At 60.2% G+C, this 22,755-nt stretch carries 23 protein-coding genes; 17 read left to right on the top strand and 6 right to left on the bottom strand.

Annotated features, from left to right (window positions below):
• Positions 1–10: 10 nt before the first annotated feature.
• Together ACT3TP_RS06350 and ACT3TP_RS06345 are read right to left on the bottom strand one after the other, a co-directional pair.
• A complete protein-coding gene (locus ACT3TP_RS06350; protein WP_444617394.1) occupies positions 11–1,261 on the bottom strand; it encodes a sensor histidine kinase in 1,251 nt (416 codons plus the stop codon).
• Between the two features lie 339 nt (positions 1,262–1,600).
• The gene (locus ACT3TP_RS06345; RefSeq protein WP_444619922.1) at positions 1,601–2,542 is read right to left on the bottom strand and encodes a hypothetical protein; all 942 of its coding nucleotides are present in this window, start codon (positions 2,540–2,542) and stop codon (positions 1,601–1,603) included.
• A 284-nt stretch (positions 2,543–2,826) separates the two neighbouring features.
• On the opposite strand from ACT3TP_RS06345, the gene rimP reads away from it, so the two are divergent.
• The 5 genes from rimP (at position 2,827) to rbfA (ending at position 8,574) form a co-directional block, all read left to right on the top strand.
• Complete coding sequence (gene rimP / locus ACT3TP_RS06340) at positions 2,827–3,393, top strand: ribosome maturation factor RimP (RefSeq protein WP_444617479.1); 567 nt, start codon at positions 2,827–2,829, stop codon at positions 3,391–3,393.
• A 2-nt stretch (positions 3,394–3,395) separates the two neighbouring features.
• A complete protein-coding gene (nusA, locus tag ACT3TP_RS06335; protein ID WP_444617477.1) occupies positions 3,396–4,379 on the top strand; it encodes a transcription termination factor NusA in 984 nt (327 codons plus the stop codon).
• A 172-nt stretch (positions 4,380–4,551) separates the two neighbouring features.
• A complete protein-coding gene (locus tag ACT3TP_RS06330) occupies positions 4,552–4,872 on the top strand; it encodes a YlxR family protein (RefSeq protein WP_444617475.1) in 321 nt (106 codons plus the stop codon).
• A 167-nt stretch (positions 4,873–5,039) separates the two neighbouring features.
• Entirely contained in the window at positions 5,040–8,045 is a 3,006-nt protein-coding gene (infB, locus tag ACT3TP_RS06325) for a translation initiation factor IF-2 (RefSeq protein ID WP_444617473.1), read from the top strand.
• 94 nt (positions 8,046–8,139) lie between these two features.
• Complete coding sequence (gene rbfA / locus ACT3TP_RS06320) at positions 8,140–8,574, top strand: 30S ribosome-binding factor RbfA (RefSeq protein WP_444619920.1); 435 nt, start codon at positions 8,140–8,142, stop codon at positions 8,572–8,574.
• Between the two features lie 110 nt (positions 8,575–8,684).
• Here rbfA and ACT3TP_RS06315 read toward each other — a convergent pair whose 3' ends face one another.
• Complete coding sequence (locus ACT3TP_RS06315; RefSeq protein ID WP_444617471.1) at positions 8,685–9,125, bottom strand: hypothetical protein; 441 nt, start codon at positions 9,123–9,125, stop codon at positions 8,685–8,687.
• A gap of 255 nt (positions 9,126–9,380) precedes the next feature.
• Here ACT3TP_RS06315 and ACT3TP_RS06310 point away from each other — a divergent pair, with 255 nt between their 5' ends.
• Together ACT3TP_RS06310 and ACT3TP_RS06305 are read left to right on the top strand one after the other, a co-directional pair.
• Complete coding sequence (locus ACT3TP_RS06310; RefSeq protein ID WP_444617469.1) at positions 9,381–9,827, top strand: YdeI/OmpD-associated family protein; 447 nt, start codon at positions 9,381–9,383, stop codon at positions 9,825–9,827.
• 107 nt (positions 9,828–9,934) lie between these two features.
• The gene (locus ACT3TP_RS06305) at positions 9,935–10,423 is read left to right on the top strand and encodes a GNAT family N-acetyltransferase (protein ID WP_444619918.1); all 489 of its coding nucleotides are present in this window, start codon (positions 9,935–9,937) and stop codon (positions 10,421–10,423) included.
• Positions 10,424–10,484: 61 nt separating this feature from the next.
• On the opposite strand, the gene ACT3TP_RS06300 is transcribed toward ACT3TP_RS06305, so the two are convergent.
• From ACT3TP_RS06300 to ACT3TP_RS06290, 3 genes are all read right to left on the bottom strand, one after another.
• A complete protein-coding gene (locus tag ACT3TP_RS06300) occupies positions 10,485–12,173 on the bottom strand; it encodes a cytochrome b/b6 domain-containing protein (protein WP_444619916.1) in 1,689 nt (562 codons plus the stop codon).
• A gap of 78 nt (positions 12,174–12,251) precedes the next feature.
• Positions 12,252–13,244, bottom strand: coding sequence for an electron transfer flavoprotein subunit alpha/FixB family protein (locus ACT3TP_RS06295; RefSeq protein ID WP_096287270.1), 993 nt, complete (start codon positions 13,242–13,244; stop codon positions 12,252–12,254).
• Between the two features lie 64 nt (positions 13,245–13,308).
• Positions 13,309–14,088 carry an electron transfer flavoprotein subunit beta/FixA family protein gene (locus ACT3TP_RS06290; protein ID WP_176484216.1) on the bottom strand — a complete coding sequence of 260 codons (780 nt, stop codon included), beginning with the start codon at positions 14,086–14,088 and terminating at the stop codon, positions 13,309–13,311.
• A gap of 406 nt (positions 14,089–14,494) precedes the next feature.
• On the opposite strand from ACT3TP_RS06290, the gene ACT3TP_RS06285 reads away from it, so the two are divergent.
• The 10 genes from ACT3TP_RS06285 to ACT3TP_RS06240 all read left to right on the top strand — a co-directional run bounded on the left by ACT3TP_RS06285 (position 14,495) and on the right by ACT3TP_RS06240 (position 22,706).
• Positions 14,495–15,091: a class I SAM-dependent methyltransferase gene (locus ACT3TP_RS06285; RefSeq protein WP_096287268.1), complete on the top strand. Its 597-nt coding sequence runs from the start codon at positions 14,495–14,497 to the stop codon at positions 15,089–15,091.
• A 420-nt stretch (positions 15,092–15,511) separates the two neighbouring features.
• The gene (truB, locus tag ACT3TP_RS06280) at positions 15,512–16,438 is read left to right on the top strand and encodes a tRNA pseudouridine(55) synthase TruB (RefSeq protein ID WP_444617462.1); all 927 of its coding nucleotides are present in this window, start codon (positions 15,512–15,514) and stop codon (positions 16,436–16,438) included.
• Between the two features lie 36 nt (positions 16,439–16,474).
• On the top strand, positions 16,475–16,852 hold the full coding sequence (locus ACT3TP_RS06275; RefSeq protein WP_444617460.1) for a hypothetical protein: 378 nt from the start codon (positions 16,475–16,477) through the stop codon (positions 16,850–16,852).
• The gene (locus ACT3TP_RS06270; RefSeq protein WP_096288283.1) at positions 16,849–17,319 is read left to right on the top strand and encodes a hypothetical protein; all 471 of its coding nucleotides are present in this window, start codon (positions 16,849–16,851) and stop codon (positions 17,317–17,319) included. The genes ACT3TP_RS06275 and ACT3TP_RS06270 overlap by 4 nt, the downstream gene beginning before the upstream one ends.
• 62 nt (positions 17,320–17,381) lie before the next feature.
• Positions 17,382–18,335, top strand: coding sequence for a bifunctional riboflavin kinase/FAD synthetase (locus ACT3TP_RS06265; protein WP_444617457.1), 954 nt, complete (start codon positions 17,382–17,384; stop codon positions 18,333–18,335).
• 4 nt (positions 18,336–18,339) lie between these two features.
• Complete coding sequence (locus tag ACT3TP_RS06260; RefSeq protein ID WP_444617455.1) at positions 18,340–19,128, top strand: class I SAM-dependent methyltransferase; 789 nt, start codon at positions 18,340–18,342, stop codon at positions 19,126–19,128.
• A gap of 104 nt (positions 19,129–19,232) precedes the next feature.
• Positions 19,233–19,502, top strand: a complete 270-nt coding sequence (gene rpsO / locus ACT3TP_RS06255; RefSeq protein ID WP_096288277.1) for a 30S ribosomal protein S15 — start codon at positions 19,233–19,235, stop codon at positions 19,500–19,502.
• A gap of 227 nt (positions 19,503–19,729) precedes the next feature.
• Positions 19,730–20,482: a YceI family protein gene (locus ACT3TP_RS06250; RefSeq protein WP_444619914.1), complete on the top strand. Its 753-nt coding sequence runs from the start codon at positions 19,730–19,732 to the stop codon at positions 20,480–20,482.
• Positions 20,483–20,846: 364 nt separating this feature from the next.
• Positions 20,847–21,944 carry a pyridoxal-phosphate-dependent aminotransferase family protein gene (locus ACT3TP_RS06245; RefSeq protein ID WP_444619912.1) on the top strand — a complete coding sequence of 366 codons (1,098 nt, stop codon included), beginning with the start codon at positions 20,847–20,849 and terminating at the stop codon, positions 21,942–21,944.
• 321 nt (positions 21,945–22,265) lie between these two features.
• Positions 22,266–22,706 carry a DUF4282 domain-containing protein gene (locus ACT3TP_RS06240; protein ID WP_444617449.1) on the top strand — a complete coding sequence of 147 codons (441 nt, stop codon included), beginning with the start codon at positions 22,266–22,268 and terminating at the stop codon, positions 22,704–22,706.
• Positions 22,707–22,755 lie beyond the last annotated feature (49 nt).

The following is a 22,755-nucleotide window of genomic DNA, read 5'->3' as shown; positions in this document are numbered from 1 at the left end:
GACGCTCCACTCACAAATCTTCCGAAGAGCTGTTATGGTCCGAGCCTAGTTCAGTTCGCACGGGCAGAACGGCTTTGACGAGAAAACCGCTATCGGTAGGACCGCTGACTAGTGTGCCTCCGCAGATCGTGACGCGTTCGCGCAAGCCCAGCAGGCCGAACCCGCCCGAGAGCCGCGACTTTTCGGTGATTCCGGATAGCGAACGGATGGATACCGTCAGCGCTTCGGAATCCCAGCGGGTTTCGACGTAGGCTTTCGCTCCTTGACCGGCGTGGCGCATCACATTTGACAGGCCCTCCTGGACTACACGATAGGCAGCGTGTCCGACGCTTGGATCGAGCGGACGCCCGGGGCCGGAAATCGACTCGTGGATTTCGACCCCCGAAGTTCGCGCCGCCTCGATGAGCTCGGCAAAGTCGGAGATTCCGCGCGGCGGAGAATCTGGAGCATCTCCCTCGCCGCGCAAGAGTCCCAGCAGCCGGTGTAGTTCGCGGATGCTCTGCTCCGCGGTCTGCTGCATATCCGCGAGCGCCGCATCCAGGTCAATTTCGCGCGACTTGGTGCGTTGCACCGCGCGCAGGCCGGCGGTTTGCAACACGATCGCCGTGAGCGAGTGCGCCACGGAATCATGCAGGTCGCGGCTGATACGCAGCCGCTCCGAAGTGGTGGCTTCTTCGCGGGCCCGAATTGCCCAAGCGCGTTCCGTGCGCAGCGTGCGCTCATAGCTGGCCAATGCCACGCCCGAGCCCCACACCGCGAGAACCAATAGCGTGAAGACGGCCACGCTGGGGAGAACCGTCGTGAGGTTGCCGATGACTTGCAGCTTCGTGGACACCAGCGAGGCGGTCAATATCGGGATCGCGGCGCCGATCAGGGCCAGATATGCCCTGCGCCGCGGCAGCCGTCGGGCCAGGTAGAACACGGAAATCAGGAAGCCGACCATCATGGTCGGTGCCATGGGATCGATGAGGCAGCCGGTACTCAGCAAGATCATCGTGCAGTAGCCAAGGACCGGCGAGCGGGTGATCACGAAGGTGGTGTAACCCAGAGCAGCAACCGTGATGATGATCCAGGATGGCATGGTCCCGGCATAGCCCTCGGGGTTCCTCGCGGACCAGACGATCATCTCGAAGATAAACCCGGCAATAGCAACGAACAAGCGCTGGACGAGATCCTTGGCCGGCATCAGCGTGACTCCCCGGACGTCGCTTGCGGCGCCGCGCGGGGAATGCGCCCGCCCTGAGGGCACGGAGTAACTCACCGCGGAATCCTCTGGCGGGATGCCGCGGAGTCTGCGACGGTAAAACCGAGGCCGCGAAGGATGTTCATTAGCCGGCTGCCTAAGGCTTCACAGCAGTTGCGAGGGTTCTTCGCGACCGAGTGCCGGTCCGCCAGAGGATGATGCCAGGCACCAAAAGGACTGCGAGCGCCTGGCTGCCGAAAATTCCACCGGGGGAATCAAACACTGGGAACTCCTCAGAATCTATGCGGTTGAATGTATCTTGTCACACACGGTGATGCGGGCACATCATTCTGAGCAGGTACGTTTCGGCCGCTGAATCGTTTAGACCCAGACAAGCGGGTAAAGCTTGGGCCAGTATTACTCGCTGGCGTTCAGCAGTTCTGGATCCAGTCCACGCTGGCGCTGCTCAAGCAGAACCTGCCAGGTCGTTTCCGCCAAGGTGCCTTGTGCGCTGTCCCTCGCGGCACCCGAGGCAAGAGCTAGCGCCTGAACAAAATCGGCTTCGGCCTCCGCGGCCAGCGAACCTAGTTCTTCGAGCCCGTCCTCGGGCAGCACATAGGCTGGCTGTCGTAGATCCGCACAGTCGCCTGGCAACACCGAACGCACCTTGCGCAGTTCGGCATTCAACGTCGTGCGGCGCTCTTCGATCTGCGCCGCGTCCGCGTTGGCTCCGCGAGCAGCCTGCAATTGCAGGATGTAGTCCAACGCGTAGCCGCGGTCCAGTGCCCGGGCCACCCGTACATCATCATGCAGTGCCGGATCGGCAATCGGGGTTTCTGCGTTTAGTAGCTTGTGATCCCTGAGGCAACCCACCGGTTCCCCCTCGGGTTCGCCCTGCCCGGAGAGCAGCGGGGCGGGCAGCTGATCCACCGACTCTTGCTTGGCCACGGCGCGTAGCGCGCTGCGCGCTTCGAGATTCGTCTGGAAGGCCAGCTGCGTCAGCGCGGGTGCCAGCGGGGCCTGCTCTTCTGGGACCGGCGGCATGCGAGTGCTCAGCTGGGCAACCTGTTCGGCCAGTTTGGAAACCGCCTCGGGGCTGAAGCTTTGCGCCAACGGCACCACTGGCTGGTCCTCGAAACTCAACTGGCCAACCAGCTTCGAGCCATGAGCCAGCGTGGCGCTCAATTCGCTCAGGGCGCCGGCACTGTCCGAGTCTGCCAGTGCGGCCAACGCGTCGGCCTGGGAAGCGAGCTGCGCCAGGGTCGAGCCGTACTGCCACAGCTGGAGCTGCTCTTCGGAGATTCCGCGGATTTCCTCCGGCAGGCCACGTTCCTCCAGCGACCCGCGAAAGATGCTCATGCCCACACTCCAAGTGAGGCCAGCGCATAGAACTCCGGCTAGCAGCGGTGCGATCCAGCCCGGTGCGCGCCTGGTTTTTGGGGTGCGTCGAGTGGGTTGCGGTGTCGAGTTCTCAGTCATGGCGATTCGATCATGCCATGAAGTTGCGGGCCAAGCCCGGTTCAAACGCGCTGAATGCGCGAATTGCGCGTGAGTTCTTTCACCTGTACCCATTAAGCAGTTCTCATCTTGCGTGCGTGCATATACCCTTAAAGGACAACATCGAATAACGTGGGAGGATATCCATGACCGCTAAGCCGGCTGATACCGAACAAGAGGCACAACGGTTGACGACCGTGCTGGAGAAGGAAGTGGAATCCCACGGGCTGGTGCTGGAAGAAGTCTCTGTCCGCCCTTCGGGAAAGCAGATGATCGTGCAGGTCATCGTCGACAAGGCTGACGGCACCCAATCGGTGATTTTGGACGAACTTGGTGAAGTAACTACCACCATTTCTAATGCCTTGGATCAGGACGCAAAGTACGCGTCAGTCGATCCGTATGAACTCGAAGTAAGCTCCCCAGGTCTATCGCGCCCACTGACGCTGAATCGTCACTGGATCCGTGCGAAGAACCGGATGGTGAAGTTCAATCTCTCCGATGGCAGCAAGCTGCGCGGCCGGCTGACCGAGGTCGCCGACACCGAGGTAGTCATTTCTGTGCACCATGAGCCTGCCAAGAAGGGCATGAAGGTCAAGGTCGATGAACCGAAGACCTTCGCCCTGGAAGACATCCGCAAGGCAGTCGTTGACCCGGAAATCAATTTCGACGACGCGCTATTTGAAAACATCGATAACGAAGATTTGGAGGGCTAGGCATGGATATTGATCTCGATGCGCTACGCATCCTGGAAAAAGAGCGGGACATCCCGATGGATGTGCTGATCCCTACCATCGAGTCGGCACTGCTGCTGGCCTACAACAAGACCGACGGCGCGATGCCCGGTGCTCGCGCTCATATCGAGCAGAGCAACGGACATGTGGCAATCCTCGTCGAGGACCGCGATTCCACCGGTGTGCTGCTGGGCGAATTTGATGACACCCCGCACGGTTTCGGACGCATCGCCGCGTCCACCGCACGTCAGGTGATCATGCAGCGTCTGCGCGAAGCCGAAGATGCAGTGGTCGTGGGGGAGTACTCCTCGCGCGTGGGTACGCTGATCTCCGGCGTCATCCAGCAGGGCCACTCCTCGCATATGGTCCAGGTGAATATCGGTGAGGTCGAGGCACTGCTTCCACCTCCCGAACAGGTTCCAGGCGAGCGCTACACCCATGGCAGCCGCTTACGTTCCTATGTGGTCTCGGCCGAACGCGGGACCAAGGGCCCGGCAATCACCTTGTCGCGTTCGCACCCGAACCTGGTTCGCCTGCTGTTCGAAATGGAAGTTCCAGAGATCGCAGACGGCACCGTCGTGGTTGAGGCGTTGGCCCGCGAAGCAGGGCACCGCACCAAGCTTGCGGTGCACGCCATCCAAGCCGGAGTGAACGCCAAGGGCGCTTGCATCGGTGAAATGGGCACCCGCGTACGTGCGGTGATGAACGAATTGAACGACGAGAAGATCGACATCGTTGACTACAACGAGGATCCGGCCAAGTTCATCGCTGCCGCTTTGTCCCCCTCGAAGGTCGTCTCGGTCGAAATCCTCGACGAGGACGAGCGTCGCGCTCGTGTGGTCGTGCCGGACAGCCAGCTGTCTCTGGCCATCGGCAAGGAAGGCCAGAACGCGCGTCTGGCCGCCAAGCTGACCGGCTGGCGCATCGACATCATTGCCGCATCCGGTGGCAAGGAACCACAGCTCTAAATTTGAGCAATTCCGGATCCCGGCCAACGGGAGACGGAAAATAGATTTGCCTAGCACGTTTTTTGGCCTCGGTGTACCTGTGATCTGGACCTCACGCGTGCGCCGAGGTCTAAACGCGCTAGACTAGTAGTTGGCTCGTTGACAAGTTGTGGAAGGTGAGGATGGCGCTCGCATGAAACTGCATCAGCAACGTACGTGCATTGGCTGTCGAACCATCACATCTCAAGATGAGCTACTCCGTTGGGTTTTGAATCAGGACTCACCGCTGCGCGGTGTGCGTCTGGATCTTTCGGGCTCCGCCGCAGGGCGGGGTGCCTGGACCCACGGAACCGAAAAGTGTGTGCGGCATGCTGTGCGACGCAAGGCATTTTCCCGGGCTTTTAGAAGTTCGGTTGATGACTCCTGCGTGGCACAGCAGTTCGCCGCATACGAAGATCAGCCGGCAACGGGCCGGCTATCTGGCAATCATGATGAAAGCGGGTCAGAAATCTGATGGCAACCCGATGAGTCCGCTAAGTTGAGCGCACAACGATGAACAATCGGTTTTGCGTGATCCACCGTGCGGCGGAAGAATTTCACGAATTACAACGCTGATCAGCCAGAACACCCAAGTCTTATTGAACCCGGGGTTCTAGCCGATCGCATCGACACAGGAGAGATGTGGCTAAACCCCGCGTTCACGAGCTCGCTAAAGAGCTCGGAATTACTTCAAAAGAAGCCCTAACCAAGTTGCAGGATATGGGCGAATTCGTTCGTTCTGCTTCCTCAACCGTTGAACCTCCGGTAGCGCGCAAACTGCGCGATGCCTTCCCAGGTTCGGCAGCCCCAGCCAAGCCAGCAGGCTCGACCCCAGCACCACGTGCCGGCGGTCCAAAGCCAGGCGCTAAGCCTGCGGCCAAGCCAGCTGCCACCCCGGCTGCCCCAGCAGCTAAGGCTCCGGAAGCTCCGGCGGCCCCAGCTGCTAAGTCGCCAGCGGCTCCGGCTGCTCCGGCGGCCAAGGCCCCGGCGGCAGAAGCACCAGCGGCCAAGGCTCCCGAAACGGATGCCCCGGCAGCCAAGGCACCGGCAGCTCCGGCCCCGGGCGGTCCACGCCCAGGTCCGAAGCCGGCGCCCAAGCCAGCAGGCGCACCTCGCCCGGGCAACAGCCCGTTCTCCTCACAGCAGGGAATGCGCGGCGGGGATGAGCGTCGCGGTTCCCGCGATGGCGGCCAGAACCGTGCACCACGCCCACAGGGTGCCGGCGCAGGAGCCCCACGTCCAGGCGGTCCACGTCCGGGCAACTCGCCGTTCTCCGCACAGCAGGGAATGCGCGGCGAAGGCGGCCAGGGCGGTCCACGTCCAGCAGGCCGAGGCCCACGCCCCCAGGGTGCTGGCGGTCAAGGTACCGGCGGTCCACGTCCACCACGTGATGGCGCACCAGCTCGCGGTCCACGCCCACAGGGTGCCGGCGGACAGCGTCCGGCCGGACAGGGCCAGGGCGGTCCACGCCCAGCAGGTGCCGGAACCGGCGCACCACGTCCGGCAGGTGCCGGCGCAGGTGGCGCAGGCGCCGCAGGTGGCGCAACCCCACGTATGATGCCTAACCGCACCGATCGTCCGGCTCCAGCAGCCGGCGGTCGTCCGGGTGCCGGCGGTCGCGGTCGTCCAGGTGGCGGCGGCGGTCCAGGTGGCGCTCCGGGTGCCGGTGCAGGCGGCGGCGGATTCCGTCCGGGCGCTCCACGCGGCCGCGGCGGCGTTGGCGGTGCCTTCGGTAAGGGCGGTGCCGGACGCGGCAAGCAGCGCAAGTCCAAGCGCGCCAAGCGCCAGGAATTGGAGCAGATGAGTGCTCCGAGCCTGGGCGGCGTCAACGTTCCACGCGGCAACGGATCCTCCGAGATCCGCCTGCGCCGTGGCGCGTCGATCACCGACTTCGCCGATAAGATCGGCGCAAACCCGGCAGCACTGGTCACCGTGCTCTTCCACCTGGGAGAAATGGCTACCGCCACCCAGTCGCTGGACGAGGCGACCTTCGAGGTCCTCGGTGCAGAGCTGGGCTACAAGGTCCTGGTCGTCTCCCCGGAGGACGAGGACAAGGAACTGCTCGAAGGCTTCGGCCTGGACCTGGATGCCGAACTTGAGGCTGAAGGCGAAGCCGAGCTCGAAGAGCGTGCCCCGGTCATCACGATCATGGGCCACGTCGACCACGGTAAGACCCGACTGCTGGATGCAATCCGCAAGTCGAACGTCACCGAGGGCGAGCACGGCGGCATCACCCAGCACATCGGTGCCTACCAGATCAACCACGAGCACGAAGGCCGCGACCGCGCGATGACCTTCATCGATACCCCGGGCCACGAGGCGTTCACCGCCATGCGTGCCCGTGGTGCCGAGGTCACCGACGTTGCAGTGCTGGTTGTCGCAGCGGATGACGGCGTGATGCCGCAGACCGTTGAGGCGCTGAACCACGCACAGGCTGCTGGCGTGCCGATCATCGTCGCGGTCAACAAGATCGACAAGGAAGGCGCCAACCCTGACAAGGTCAAGGGCCAGCTGACCGAATACGGTCTGGTTCCCGAAGAATACGGTGGCGACACCATGTTCATCCACGTCTCGGCGCTGCAGCGCGATGGTATCGACGAATTGCTCGATGCCGTGCTGCTGACCAGCGACGTGCTGGAACTGCAGGCGAACCCTGACAAGTCCGCCCGCGGTGTGGCCATCGAAGCGAACCTGGACAAGGGCCGCGGTTCGGTTGTCACCGTGCTGGTGCAGTCCGGTACCTTGGCAGTGGGCGACACCATGGTTGTGGGCACCGCCCACGGCCGCGTGCGTGCCATGTTCAACGAAAACGGCGAGAACCTCGACGTGGCCCTGCCGTCGCGTCCGGTTCAGGTCTTGGGTATGTCTTCGGTGCCACGCGCCGGCGACGGCTTCCTGATCACCGACGACGAGCGCACCGCACGCCAGATCGCCGACAAGCGCGAAACCGCAGAGCGCAATGCGATGCTGGCCAAGCGCCGCAAGCGCATCACCCTGGAAGACTTCGACCAGGCTGTGGCAGATGGCAAGATCGATACGCTGAACCTGATCCTCAAGGGCGATGCCTCCGGTGCTGTCGAAGCACTGGAAGACTCGCTGATGAAGATCGACGTGGGCGACGACGTGCAGCTGCGCGTGATCCACCGCGGCGTCGGTGCGATCACCCAGAACGACGTCAACCTGGCAACCGTTGACAATGCCATCATCATTGGCTTCAACGTGCGTCCGGCAGAACGCGTGGCAGACCTGGCCGATAAGGAAGGCGTTGACATGCGCTTCTACTCGGTCATCTACTCCGCAATCGATGACATCGAAGCTGCCCTGACCGGCATGCTGAAGCCAGAGTACGAGGAAGTTGCCCTGGGCAGCGCCGAGATCCGCATGGTCTTCCGCTCGTCGAAGTTCGGCAACATCGCAGGTTCGATCATCCGCTCCGGCACCATCAAGCGAAACACCAAGGCACGCCTGGTTCGCGATGGCAAGGTAGTGGGCGACAACCTGAACATCGATTCGCTGCGCCGCGAAAAGGACGACGTCACCGAGGTCCGCGAGGGCTTCGAGTGTGGTATCGGCCTTGGCTCGTTCAACGACGTCAAGGAAGGCGACATCATCGAGACCTTCGAGATGCGCGAAAAGCCACGAGCTTAATCCTTAGATGAGCAACGGCGTGGGCGCGCACCGGTAAACTAACCGGTGAGCGCCCACGCTCCTCACTTTCACGACAATTTTTTAGGAGAGATCCATGGCTGATTCAGCCCGTGCGGCCCGTTTGGCCAAGCGCGTTCAGGTCCTCATGGCCCAGTCGCTGCGCACCGTCATCAAAGACGAGCGCATCGACAACGTGACCGTGACCGACGCGCGGGTCACCAACGACCTGCAGCACGCCACCGTGTACTACACGGTGTTCGGTGAGGGTGAGATCAAAGCGGAAATCGCCGAGATGCTCGCCAAGCGCACCGGTGCGCTGCGCAAGGAACTGGGACGCAACCTGACCATACGCTTGACCCCTACCCTGGCCTTCGTGGCAGACGAGATTCCAGAGAGCGCCTCGCTTCTGAATGAACTGCTGGCCAAGGCCAAGGAAAAGGATGCTGAGGTCGCTTCGCTGCGCGAGGGCAAGACCCACGCCGGGGATGCCGATCCGTACAAGAAAGACGACGAGGAGGAAGAGGCCTAAGCCTGCTCATACTCTGCGTTTCCGCGAATCGGGAGCGAGCAAAAACCCCAGAGGTGCCGAACAGCAGTTCGTGCGCCACTGGGGTTTTTGCGTGCTGAAAAAAGCAAGAGCTAAGGGGCACCGGGCGTATCGCGGGGTGCGCTGGCTGTGAGCCGATTGATCAGCGGGGTGCAGAGCAAATAGACCGCCACACTGATCGCGGCGCTCGCCAATGCCAGCGGGTAGGTGCTCATGACCAGGTAGTAGCAGCCCACGATCACCACGAAACTCAGCAACGATTCCAAGGTATTGCTGGCAATCTTGCCGGCATCGGGAAATAGCAGTCGCACCAGGCGGTCGGTGATTTCGCCCGTAGCAAGCAGCACCAGGGTGAAGACGATGACAAGGACCGGAACCCATGGCCAAAGCCCCTGTTTCAGCTCGCCGAGCTGCGGGAGCCAGAGCGGAGTGAGGAAGCCGATGAGAAACGGAAGTCCGGCCATCAGCGCGCAAGCGGCCAAATAGAGGATGAAGAACAGCAGTTCGTGGGGTTTCGGTTTTTGTTCCGGCAAGTTTTCCTTTGCATGGATTGCAACGCATGGCCAACGATGGCTCCGCGCGGTATTCACACGGTGGTGGTGCTGTCCATGATCTCACAGCAAGATCCAAGGACTATGAAGACCAGGGCAATCATGCCCGTCGACCAATCTGGCTACCCGGCTGGCCGCTGGCACCGCTTCGAAGCTCACGATAATTGATGGTGGTCAGCACGGAGATACTGGACTACCGTGGAGATCATAGACTTGCCTGAAACAAAGGAGCAGCTCATGCCGGAATTCACCACCACCTTGATGGCCTCGACCGGAAATAATGTGGGCATTGTTGTTCCCGACGACATCGTCCGAGGATTCAATCACGGCAAACGGGTACCGGTGACGGTGACGATCGACGGGGACTACACCTATCGAAATACCATCTCATCCATGGGCGGGCAATTTTTGATCTCCTTCAATTCCGAAACGCGGCAAGCCACCGGCCGGGGTGCCGGGGATGAGATCACTGTGAAACTGGAACTCGACGAGGCACCGCGAATCATCGAAGTCCCCGAGGACCTTGCGGTGAAACTGTCTTTGGAACCGGCCCTAGCCGACGCCTGGAACAATCTCTCCTACAGCAAGCAACGCGGTCATGTTGAACCGATCATCTCGGCAAAAGGCGCGGATACCCGTGCTCGCCGAGTGGAAAAGGTCATCAAGGCACTACGCGTCGACTAGTGTCGACTAACTATGCTGCGTCGGAACCGCCGCTCCAGGCGACTGCGGTAGATAGGCCGGGCGGATGACCCGCCCGGTGGCGAGCATGGCGCAAAGGAGCCGACCAAATGGGACAGCCAAAGGCCGTTGGGATTCAGGATCTACGGCTGCGCGCAGCACGCGCGGAAGACGCGACAGCCGTAGCCCAGCTGTGCGTGGACAGCGGCCGGGACCCGTGGACGGCGCAGGCAATCCAGAGCACCTCGCACCGGACCGTCGTAGTTGCGGTGGCCGGCACTCAGATTGCCGGCATCGCAAAGACCCATTGGCACGAAGACGCCCACGGAATTGCACCGGCAGGCCACTACCTCGGCGGGGTCATCGTAGATCCAGACTGGCGCAGGCATGGAATTGGCCAGGCCCTCACTGCGGCGCGTCTGGAATGGATCGCTGTGCGGAGCCAGCGGGCGTACTACTTCACCAACGAACGAAACGTCTCCTCGCTGCGCTTGCACGCGAAATTCGGGTTTGTGCAGATCGCGGCCGGCGAAGAGATTCGCATGGTGCGCGCCGATGACGGTGACTCGAAGCTTCTGCTCTTCGAAGCGGTGCTCTGAGATGCCAAACGGCGCCCGCAGGCTCCGCTGAGAAGCCTGCAGGCGCCGTGGCAAGCGAACCCTAGTTCTTGGAAATTTTGCCGGTCATCGTTGCCACCGGCAGGAGGAACATGGGCCTGGTGAACACCCAAGCCGCCGCGACCACCGCCACCGAGACCAAGAAGATCACCAGCCCCCAGGCGTCGGCCGCGTCCCGCGAGGCATACATGTGGTTCAGGTTTTTCAACGCGCCGGTGGTGAATACCAGGAATATGTGGACCAGCACGAAGGCGACGAAGAAGATCATCACCGGGAAATGCACCTTGCGGGCCAGCTCGATCGGATAGACCCGGTTCAAGGCCTGAGGCTGTGTCGGCCACCAGCTGGACATCCGGACACCGGTCAAGACGGCCAGTGGGGCAGCCACGTAGATCACGAGGAAGTACGAGGTCATCTGCAAGGCATTGTAATGAATCCAGCCATTTTCGACAGGCCAGTTGAGCGAGGCATATTGAATGGCGCCGGAGAGCATATTCGGGAAGACATCCCAGCTGGTCGGAACCACACGCATCCACTGGCCGGTAATAGCCAGCAGGATCACGAAGATCACTCCGTTCAGCACCCACAACGCATCCAAGGCCTGATGGGTCCAGATGCTGAGCGAATATTTCTTGGGACTATTTCCCTTCGGGGAGAACCAGGAGTTCGCCTTGGGCGTCCACATCGCCGCGGGCCGTTTCTCATACCGTACCTGCAACCCGGTGCGGATGATCAGCACGATAAAGAACATATTCAAGAAATGCTGCCAACCAAGCCAAGCCGGAATTCCGAGCGGGGCAGAGTCGGGCATGGTTGAATGCCCATCATAGGTGGCGATGAAGTCCTGGATTGGTTCCAGCGTGCGCAAGCCGCGCGCGGCAAGAACCACCAATAGGGCCACAATGACCGCTCCGATCACCAGGATGGCCGGCTTGACCCAGGGCTTCATCTTGATCTTTGAAGTTCCTTGGGCATCGGAGGCCGGGCGCTTTTCCGCGACGGGAGGCTGGGCCACGCTCGCGGCCTGCGCGGCAGGTTCCGCATCGGCCGGTGGCCTCTGGGCCGCGGGCTCGGCGACTTCTTCAACGGCCGGCGGTTGCCCGAGTGCGGCTGCTTCTTCGGCGACTGGTTCGGAAACCGGGACAGCCACTGGGGCTTGGGCAACGGGCGCCGCAGACTCGGGGGACTTTCCGGCAGCCGCATCCTCGCGTTGGCGCAGGGGAGTGTAGCCCTGCATGCGATTGGACGGAACTGCCGCCCGTTCGGATGAATCCGCCGAAGCTGCCTCGGTGCCCGAAGCGGCCATTGCTGGAGCAGCCGGTTCCGAGTCCGGAGCTACCGGAGCTGCCGGAGTTTCGCTCGGCGTTGCTGCGGCCACCCCAACGGGTTCCGCAGCAGCGGCAGCCGGTGCCGCGACCTGTGCGCTGGTGCTGGCGGTGTCCGTGGCCGGAGCCCGGAGCGGGGTATAGCCCTGCATGCGTTGGCGTGAGGAGCTAGCGGCGGTGTTCGGGACGGGAGCCGGCGCTGGCTCAGGCTGAACGGCCGTCGTCGCGGCCGGTGCAGGAGCCTGTTCTGGGGCCGGCTCGCTGGACACCGGTTCGGTGACCGGTGCTGCGGGCACGCTCGCCGTCGGTGGCGCCTCAATTTTCTGTGCAGGCTCGGCGGCTGCGTCGGGTTTTACCCCGCCTTTGGCGCGCAGGGGCGTGTAGCCTGCCATCCGTTGCTTGGTCATAATCGTTGAACCTCATCGCGTCGTCGTATCCGGCAGGTGATGCTTCGCCGGAACCTACCTGAGTGGAGAATGCCCTGATTACCCTTGGCGGGTGCGGATTTCCTCGAGCAGTTTCGGGACTACGGTAAACAGGTCGCCAACGATGCCGAAGTCTGCGTGGTCGAAGATCGGCGCATTCTCATCCTTGTCGATGGCTACGATCGTCTTGGCGGTCTGCATACCCGCACGGTGCTGAATCGCCCCGGAGATGCCCAAGGCAATGTACAGGTCCGGGGAGACGATGACACCGGTCTGGCCCACCTGCAGCTTCGGCGAGACAAAGCCTGAATCCACCGCGGCACGCGAGGCGCCAATCGCCGCGCCGAAGTGATCGGCCAGCTGCTCGACGATCTCGAATTTTTCGGCCGAGCCCACTCCGCGTCCGCCGGAGACGACGATCTTGGCGCTGCGCAGGTCCGGACGGGAGGCATCGCTTTGCATCGCTTCGACCGAGCGGATTTGGGCGCCCTTGGATACCTTGGGCAGAGCCGAAGGTTCGATGATGGTCAGCTGCGGTGCCGCGACGGACTCGGCGCGGGCATCTACGGCACCGGGGCGAATCGTGAAGATGCGCGGTCCGCCTTCGACAGTGGATTCTGAGGTGACGTCTCCGCCGAAAATCGAGTGCATGGCGATCGGCTCGTCCTCGGCCCAGCGCATGCCCACCGCATCAACGCAGACGGCGCCCTCAACCCGAATGGCCAAACGGCCGGCAATGGTGCGGCCGGAGGCCGTATTGGAGAGCAGCACCGCGGACGGAGCGACAGTGCTGGTGGCCGAGGCGAGCGCCGCCACATCGGCCGAGCCGAGAGCCAAGGCGTCGAGGTCGGTAGGCAGCAGGTGAACTTCGGCGGCGCCGAGTTCACCGAGCTTGGCCGCAAGCTGCTGTTCTTGGCCCGCGGCACAGACGGCAACGGCGACGGGCGTGCCGAACTGAGCGGCGGTTCCGAGCAAGCCTGCGGTGGTGTTCTGCGGGGAGCCGTCCGGTGATACCTGGACATGGACTAGCACGCTGTGGGTGGTTTGAACCATGGGAAAATCCTCCTGAGCAAGGACAAATCGTGGGGATGAAGATTATGGAAAGGCCCGAGCTGATTTAGATAAAGTGCTTCTCGGCCAGGAAGTCGGCCAACTGGGTGGCCGCCGTTCCGTCATCGGTAATCTTTGGTCCGGCGACTCGCTCGGGGCGGTCCTCCGCAGAGACCATCACCGAACGGAAGTGGGCCGCCTCGGGACCTGCCTCGATGCCGAGGTCGGCCAGGGTCCACGTTTCCAGTGGCTTGGTCTTCGCCGCACGGATTCCCTTGAAGTTCGGGAAGCGTGGCTCGGCGGACTTCTCCGTCACCGAGACGACGGCGGGTAGCTGCACGCTCAAATTCATGGTGGTGTCGCCCAGCTGGCTGGTTCCGGTCACTTCGCTTGCGCTGATTTCCAATTCGTCGGCGTAGGGCAGCAACGGACGGTCGAGGAGTTCGGCGATCATTGCTGGCACCATGCCACCCTTGCCGTCGGTCGATTCGTTGCCTGCAAGGATCAGGTCAACGTCGAGTTTCGCCAGAGCCGCCGCGAGCACCCGGGCGGTGGAGATCATATCCGACCCAGCCAGCGCCGGGTCGGAGATATGCACCGCAGAATGCGCACCCATGGAGAGCAGCCGGCGCAGTGCAAGCACGGCCTTCTCATCTCCCATGGAGACAGCAATGACCTCAACCTCGCCCAATGACTTTTCCGCTTGGAGTGCGACCTCGCAGGCGCGTTCGCAGATCTCATCGGCGACCAGGTCTGCCGCTGCGCGGTCGAGCATTCCGGTTTGCAGGTCCAAGCGACGGCTCGACCATGTATCAGGTACCTGTTTGGTCAGGACGGCGATTTTCACGCTGGTCTCCTTCTGAGGGTTCTGTTATTTGCCAGACGTTCAGGAGATTATCCGACGCCCTGGCACAACGCTTCAAATGAAAATTTCTCGGATCGCGAGTGCTTCGCAGCAACGTCACCGACTAGGAAAAACTCTACATGTCTATTGTGCGCTCATGGGGGTGGGGCGCACATAGAAGCCGGATTTCAGAGACAATCATGACGAAATCTTCCATTTCGGTGAAGGCAATATTCGGTGGATCGGTGATCAGTGTTAACGGATATGTCCTAAGATGCCGAATATCTTGCCATCATCTCGAAAGCCCACGCCCGTATTTCGGAAACGATCACGGAGCGGAACTATTCGGGGAAAGTTCTGGGGCGACGACGTTGGACGCCTTCTGATCCAAAACATCTAGAGTGGCGTTATGACTTTTGAATCCGTCAGGTCCGCATATGGAGCCAAAGCAAGCCAGTATGTGGATGCCGTCGGCAGCATTGAACATGCTGCCGCTGCCGAAGTGGCTTTTGTCGAAACGTGGGCGCGCAGCATCAAGGGCACAGTGCTTGACGTCGGTTGCGGTCCGGGCCAATGGACACATCATTTGAGTACCTTGGGGATTGACGTCGAGGGTGTAGATCCCGTTCCCGAGTTCATTAAAATCGCTCAAAGGAACTACCCCCAAGAACGGTACCGACGTGGCCGGGCAGAAAGCTTGCACGTTGGCTCCGAAGCATTGGGCGGCGTGCTTGCCTGGTATTCACTGATTCACACCATCCCCGAACTAATCGGTGAGGCGCTCGCAGAGTTCGCTCGCTGCATTCGCCCCGGCGGCGGCCTTGCCTTGGGGTTCTTCACCGGCCCCAAACTCGAACCCTTCGACCATGCGGTTGCCACCGCCTACTATTGGCCTTTGGATCTTTTGGCTTCACATGTCGAGGCCGCGGGATTCACCGTGGCCCAATCCGAATCCCGGAACGAAGGCCAAGTACGAACTCACGGCTCGCTCTTGGCTGTCCGCTAATCGGCGCGGACCGGCCAGAGCTGGAAAGCCGCCGAATGAATTGGCCTTCGCTGTAGGGCCGCTTCTGGCGCATTCGGCCCTTTGCTCCTAGGGGAATCAGCATAAGGGCCGTTTTCCCAAGAAATCGAAAGAGGTTTAGCAGGTGGCAAAAAAGCTTGCACCCGAAAAGGGAATGCTTGAGGTTGGAGACGGCCAAAGCATCTATTGGGAAGAATGGGGTGCCGTCGACGGTGTGCCGGCGTTTCGAGCAGGGATTCTCTGACCGCCGCTGAACTCAGCTAGGGAGTGATCTGTGCTTGCCGCGCCGGAAATGAAATTTGGGTTGGATTTCTTTCCGTGGCCGATTTCCGGGACGAGGGCCGTGATTGCATGACACGCGTCACCGCAAGCATGGTCTCCATAACGCCTATACTGGTATGCGTGAGTAAAGCCGGGCAGAATACTGAAGAGCAGGCCTCGGGCCTCGTACTAGTCGACAAAGATCAGGGAATGACCTCCCATGATGTGGTGGGCCGAATCCGTCGGCTTGCGGGAACCCGCAAGGTAGGCCATGCTGGCACCCTTGATCCCATGGCAACGGGTGTCCTGGTGATCGGTGTTAATAAGGCAACACGTCTACTGACCTACATTGTGGGACATGACAAGACCTACACCGCCACCATCCGTCTGGGACAGAACACCGTCACCGATGACGCTGAGGGCGAGGTCATCTCCGAACGCATTGCGGCAGCGGTGACCGACGAGGATATCGAACGTGAAATCTCCAAACTTCGCGGCGACATCGAGCAGATCCCAAGCCAGGTCTCGGCCATCAAGGTAGACGGCAAGCGTTCCTATGCTCGAGTCCGTGCCGGCGAGCAAGTAGAACTCAAAGCCCGCCCGGTCACCATCTCCCGCTTCGACATCCATGAAATCAGCCGCGAAGTTGGTGGCAAGGTGTTGGACGTAGACGTCACCGTCTCCTGCTCATCAGGGACTTACATCCGGGCATTGGCCCGAGACTTGGGCGAAGCGCTCAACGTTGGTGGCCATCTCACCGCGCTGCGTCGCACCGAGGTCGGCCCATACCCGATCGCAAAAGCGAAGCGTTTGGAGCAGCTCGCCGAAGAGTTCGAGATCCTCTCGCTCGACAAGGCTGCGGCTGCGCTCTTCCCAAGCCGCGAATTGACCGAAGACGAAGCTTCCGAGCTCTCTTACGGACGAACCATCACCGCTTCCAAGAATGTTATGGAACTACCAGAGGGTGAGCTCGTAGCGGCTTTCGCACCGGACGGCGGACTGGTGGCGCTCATTGCAGATAAGGGCGAGAAAGCTCGCGGCCAAATAGTCTTCACCGGAAAGCAGTAACTCATTTCTTCGTGAGACTTTCAGAAAGGCTCAGTCTTGTTTGCCCTTAACGGCTTCTTTATCGCCGGCGCCATCGTATGCGCGCTCGCCGTGTTGCTCGGAATCATTGCCACCATCATCCGGCGTTATCCGGATGACTGGGCGCTGATCGCCACTGCAGGAACCGAGCTTTACTTGATTGTCTACGCGGTAGCTGCGGGTATTCGCCAGGCCGGGGGAGAAGTTATTCTCGGTGAGGCTTGGGAATTCTGGGGTTACTTGCTGACCGCGGCAATCATGCCGCCGATAGCGTTCTTCTGGGCGGTCAGCGATAAGAGCCGCTGGGCAAATACAGTACTGGCCGTTTCGGGAGCCATCACATTTGTCATGTTGTTCCGAATGGAGCAAATCTGGCACGTAGGAGTTGTTGCATGAGCGAGAAACCACGTAATTCACGCATCGTACAAGCGGCGCAAGCTCGTGGCGTTGACAAAGCGCCACGTCCCGGAAGAACCACCGGGCTGGGCCGCATTATTATCGCCGTTTACGGAGTGCTAGCACTTTCGGCCACAGTGCGTGCGCTGTACCAGATTTTCTTCCGTGACTTCTCTGAAGCGCCACTGGCTTACCTGTTGTCGTTGCTTGCAGGCCTGGTTTACATCCTCGCTACCTTTACTCTCTCCTCGGCTAAGCCAGGCGCTTGGAAGCTCTCCCTGTTTGCGGTGAGCTTCGAATTGCTGGGCGTGCTCGTGGTTGGATTGCTGTCCTTCGTGCTACCTGATCACTTCGGCCACGACTCCGTGTGGAGCTACTTCGGCAAGGGTTATGGCTATATTCCGCTGGTGCTGCCACTGATTGGTTTGTGGTGGCTCTTCCGTAACCGTAATGAGCGTCACGTCTAAAGACGTGCAAGAATTACCTCGGTAAACTATTTATCTTTCGTTGCAGAGTCAAGAGGAGCAAAGTGCACTATTGGAAGGGCCTGGACTCAGTCCCCACGGATATGGCTCCCGCTGTCGTGACCATTGGTAACTTCGACGGCGTCCACCTCGGGCATTGTGAAGTTCTAGATTCTGCGGTCTCGCATGCCAAAAGGCGCTCGGCTAAATCGGTAGCGATCACCTTTGACCCACACCCAGCACAGGTGCACCGCCCTGACTCTGCTCCCGAGCTCATCATGGGTCTGGAAGATCGTATCGACACCTTGGCCAGTGTCGGCCTAGATGCAACTTTAATGATCAACTACACCCTCGAATTCGCCGAACAGTCGGCCGAAGAATTCGTGCATTCCATCATCGTAGAGAAGCTCAATGCGGTGGCAGTAGTGGTGGGCCACGACGTCCGCTTCGGCCATGGCAACTCCGGCGACTTCGACTTCATGCGCGAGCTGGGCGCAAAATACGGTTTTGATGTCATCGGTGTCGAAGACGTAGGCGATAAGCGTCGTCTTTCCTCCACCTGGGTCCGCGAAGAACTGGCGGCAGGCAACGTCGAAGCCGCCGCGGCTATCCTAGGACGTCCGCACCGGATGCGCGGCGAAGTAGTCCATGGGGCGGCCCGCGGACGCGAGCTGGGATTCCCCACGGCGAACCTGGCGCCAGAGGCTGCCGGTATTATCCCGGCAGATGGCGTGTACGCCGGCTGGGTGATCGACGAAGCCGAAGTGCGCTGGCCTGCGGCCATCTCGGTGGGTTCGAACCCGACCTTTGAAGGTGTTTCGCGCGTCGTTGAGGCCCACGTGATCGATCGCCCCGTAGAGGGCTACGAGGAATTCGACCTCTATGGCCAGCAAATTGTAGTTGAGTTCATCTCCCATCTGCGCCCCATGGTGGCCTACCGTGGCATCGAAGCGCTGATCGAGCAGATGAATGAAGATGTGGTCCAGGCGCGCAGCGTGCTGGCCACCGAATCCCACTAGGGACATGCCGGAAATCCCTTCACTGCCGCGCCGCGCGTTCACCATGAAACCCGAACGTCGCGCGGACCTAGCCTCCGCATATGAGGCTGGGGCCGCGGACTACGACAAAATTCGCCCGGCCTATCCACGCGAAGCGTTGGAATTTACCGTTGCTGGCGATTTCGTGGAGCGCGCCATTGACATCGGTTGCGGATCAGGAATTTTCACCGAACAGCTCCTCGGGGCGGGGATAGATGTCTGGGCGGTGGATCCGTCCGAAGACATGCTCGCCGTGCTCAAGGAACGCACACCGCAAGTGCATACGGTATGTGCCTCCGGAGAAGCGACCGGGATGCCGGAGAATAGTGCGGATCTGATCACCTATGCCCAAGCCTGGCACTGGGTTGATCCGCCTCTTGCAAGCGCCGAAGCCGCCAGATTGTTGCGCAACGATGGCTCGCTTGTTTTGCTCTGGAACCAACTGGACGTAGAAGTGCCTTGGGTTCATCGACTGGCTCGCATCATGCATGCCGGGGACGTGCACCGTCCGGAAATTGCGCCACCGCTAGGCAAGGAATTCGGCACCCCGGAATCGGGGATCTGGCATTGGCAGATGGAGTTGGACCTGCAGGGCATCTTGGAACTGACTCGTTCGCGCAGCTTCTACCGGCGCTCCAAAGAAGAAACCAGAGCCAAAGTGGAGCAGAACCTGAGCTGGTATTGGTGTGAGCATCTGGGCTTTGAAGCAGCGCAAATTGTCGAGGTGCCGTATCTCACCCATGCGTGGAGGGCGCGTCGACGGGTCCGTCGGTGATATGATTGTCGATGGTTCTCGCTGCAGTCCGCGGTTGCGAGACGCCGTCGTGAGTGTCTGACGCTCACACCGAATGAAACGCGGTCCAACTCCAGGAGTTTGTTATGGCATTAGATGCCGCAGTAAAGAATGAAATCATCAAGGCTTACGCCACCCACGAGGGTGACACCGGTTCGCCTGAGGTTCAGATTGCCGTTATGTCCCGTCGTATCAAGGACCTGACCGAGCACCTGAAGATGCACAAGCACGATCACCACACCCGCCGCGGCCTGATGGCTCTGGTTGGTCGCCGTCGTCGTATGCTCGGCTACCTCAAGAACACCAACATCGAGCGCTACCGTGCGCTGATCGAGCGTTTGGGCCTGCGCAAGTAGTCTCACGCTTCGGTGTGAATATCCCCGCTTCCCTTCATGGGAGGCGGGGATTTCCCTTTTAGTGCACCGGAAGCTGAGAAACGGTGTTCCAAACGGATTCCCTGTTTAGCGGCTGTGGATATTTGGTGAAGTCCTTTGGATTCCACACCGATAAAAATTGATGATGCAACAATTGAATGGTCAAGTAAATTATCGTCGAAGGACGGCGTGATCAATCGAGAGTTGCAATGACCGAGCAGACAGATTCAGTCCAGTCCGTCGAGAAGAAACCCACAAAGATGCGGCGAGCATGGATTGTTGCTTTCGCCGTAGTAGTCATTATTGCGGGTGTCTTTATTGGCAGCCGTATCTATGCCTCCAGCGTCTCGGCTCAGGCCGAAGACGTACCAACGCTTTCCCAGCCCCCTGTGGCGAAACAGTCAAATGGTGCGCCGGAAGTTGGCAGTGATTCGATCGCGGGGGACACCTCCGGAACGTGGTCCGTCGGTTCGGGTTCCTTCGCAGGTTACCGTCTCGACGAAGTTCTCAACGGTGCCAATGTGACAGTCGCTGGGCGCACCGAAGACATTACTGGGTCTCTCACAGTTCAGGAAGATCAGCTCATCGCAGCGGATCTCGCCCTGCAGGTGGATACCATCTCAACTGATTCCGAGCGACGCGACCAGTACTTCTGGACTACTGCCATCGATACCGGGCAGTTCCCTGAAGCAACCTTCACCCTTGCCGAACCAGTTGACGTATCTGCGTCACGGGACGGCGGGGCTCAAACTTTCAATATGACCGGTGAACTGACTCTCAATGGACGGACCGTTGAGGTAAGCACTGACGTGGAGGCCGTCTTCAATGACGGACAGGCCCAGTTAGTCGGACAGATTCCTATGACCTGGGCCGACTTCGGTGTTGAAGCCCCGAACTTGGGATTTGTTGCCGTAGAAGATGACGGATTCATCGAGTTCTCATTAAACGTCGCGCAGAACTGACCTGCGAAAGCTCGACGAATTCGTAACGTGCAGAAGGCAGAGCGGCGGCAGGCAACTCTTGCAGGTGCCTGCTGCCGCTCTGCCTTTCGGTGTCAACCGAACCGCTGCTGTTGCCAGCTGGCTACGCGTTCGCTGATAGTAGTCAGCCTCCGTTAAAGAGAATTCTTCCTTGAGCGTTAAAGTCCAGTGCTAAATTTTGTGCCGGGCGGTAAGGAATGCGTGCTGACCCTGATGGTCTGTATATCTGAGCAACGCCATTCTCGCGGACGAAAATTCTGTCATGTGAAATTCTGCTTTCGTTTCCGAAGTAACTTGGGGATAGGCTGAAAGCAACATTCAGCCCCAACTAGGAGAGTGAGTAGTCATGAGCACGACTGTTCTACAACGTCATTTGTTCGGCCCAGGTCCCTGCAACCCATATCCGGAAGCAACTGCAGCCTTGGGGCTTCCCCTACTTGGTCACCTGGACCCAGCCTTCATTGCCCGCATGGACCGCGTAGGCGATGGACTGCGCGCTTTGTGGGGAACCAAGAACACTCGTACCTTGCCGCTGAGTGCTACCGGTTCCGCCGGCATGGAAGCGGCCTTCGTGAATACCATCAATCCAGGGGATGTGGCAGTCATTGCCATCAATGGGCTGTTTGGTGAGCGCATGTGCGAGGTAGCCTCGCGCGTGGGCGCAGAAGTGGTTCGTGTGGACCACGAGTACGGAACACCAATCGACGCCGAGCGCGTCGCCGCGGCACACCCGAATCCCACCGTGATTGCTGGCGTGCATGCTGAGACGAGCACCGGAGTGGTTTCCGATATTGCCGCACTCGGCGCGATCAAGGGCGATGCCTTGCTGATTGTGGATGCGGTGACTTCCATTGGCGGAATGCCGGTCTTGGCAGACGAGTGGGGAATCGACGTCGGCTACGCCGGAACCCAGAAATGCCTTGGGGTGGCTCCCGGTCTGGCACCATTCACCATCTCTGACCGCGCGTTCGAACGCCGCGTTCAGAAGCCCCAGTCCTGGTACTTGGATCTCGGTCTGCTCGGTGGATACGCCACCGGCGCAAGCGGCGGTGGGCGCACCTACCACCACACGGCACCGGTTGCCATGGTCACTTCCTTGGAAGCCGGCATCGTCCGGATTCTCGCCGAAGGCCTGGACGCGGTGACCACGCGCCATCAGGAAGCTGGCAAGCTGTTGCAAGATGGTCTAGTGGCCATGGGCCTGGAACTATTTGCCGCCGAAGGCCATCGACTGCCGCAACTGACTACCGTTAAGGTTCCAGAAGGGACGGACTCGGCCAAGGTGCGCGGCTACCTGCTGGAGCGTTTCAACATCGAAATCGGTGGCGGCGTCGGACAGTACGCAAACACCGTGTGGCGTATCGGTCTGATGGGGCCGAACGCTAACCCAACCTCGGTGGCGCTGATTCTTGCTGCGCTGAAAGAAGCAATCGACAAGGCCTAGCAAAACAGTCCTGTGACTTTCTAGAGACGTGGCGCAGCTTAGTCAGTGGCTGCGATAGCTACTTTGAAGATGTTTGGTAAGTGACTCTGAACCTTGTTCTGGGTGGCGGGCTGAGCCTCATGCGGGCGTTCCCAATAAGTATCCCATTCTCGTCTAGTTGAACACTATTGGACGCTGCTGAAACTCAAGATGAACATTGTCGATGACTTTCTGTTTATCCAACCCAGTAGAAAATAGTTTGTCATGCGTCAGGACAATCCCTTTGGTTTGCGGTAGCCTCTTACAAGTCAGTTGAGTCCATGAAAGAAAGTTGGCTGCGCAGTGAAAGCATTATTTGATTTCGGGTTCCGTAAATTTGTCACGCCGTCAATTATCAAGATCGTATACATCTTGATCATGATCATGCTGGTCGTGTCCTACCTCGGGTTCACCATCGCGGCCTTCAACGAAGACGCCATCTTTGGCCTCCTGGTGTTGCTAGTTCTCGGCCCGCTCTTCGTTTTGATCTACCTCGTGTTTGCTCGCGCATGCTTGGAATCGTTGATCGCGCAGATTCGTACCGCTGAAAATACGTCTGAGCTTGTGCGCCTGGCCGGTGGAACGCCACCAAACGAACTGTCGACTGGAATGGTTCCGCCAAATCCTGCCGGACCATCGACTACTAACATCCGCCCGGCAAATCAAGCCGATCCGACTCGTCCGGTCAACCGACAGGACCCGGAAGACGGATCAACCCCTCCAACTAACCCATACAAGTCCTAAACGGCTTGTAGGTCATGCCGGGCACGGAAGTTTTCGTGCCCGGCGTTTC

It is taken from the genome of Glutamicibacter sp. AOP38-B1-38, from assembly GCF_052377485.1.
Classification (GTDB): Bacteria; Actinomycetota; Actinomycetes; order Actinomycetales; family Micrococcaceae; genus Glutamicibacter.
The sequence above is the reverse complement of the archived record's forward strand: the minus strand, read 5'-3'. Positions and strand labels throughout refer to the sequence as shown.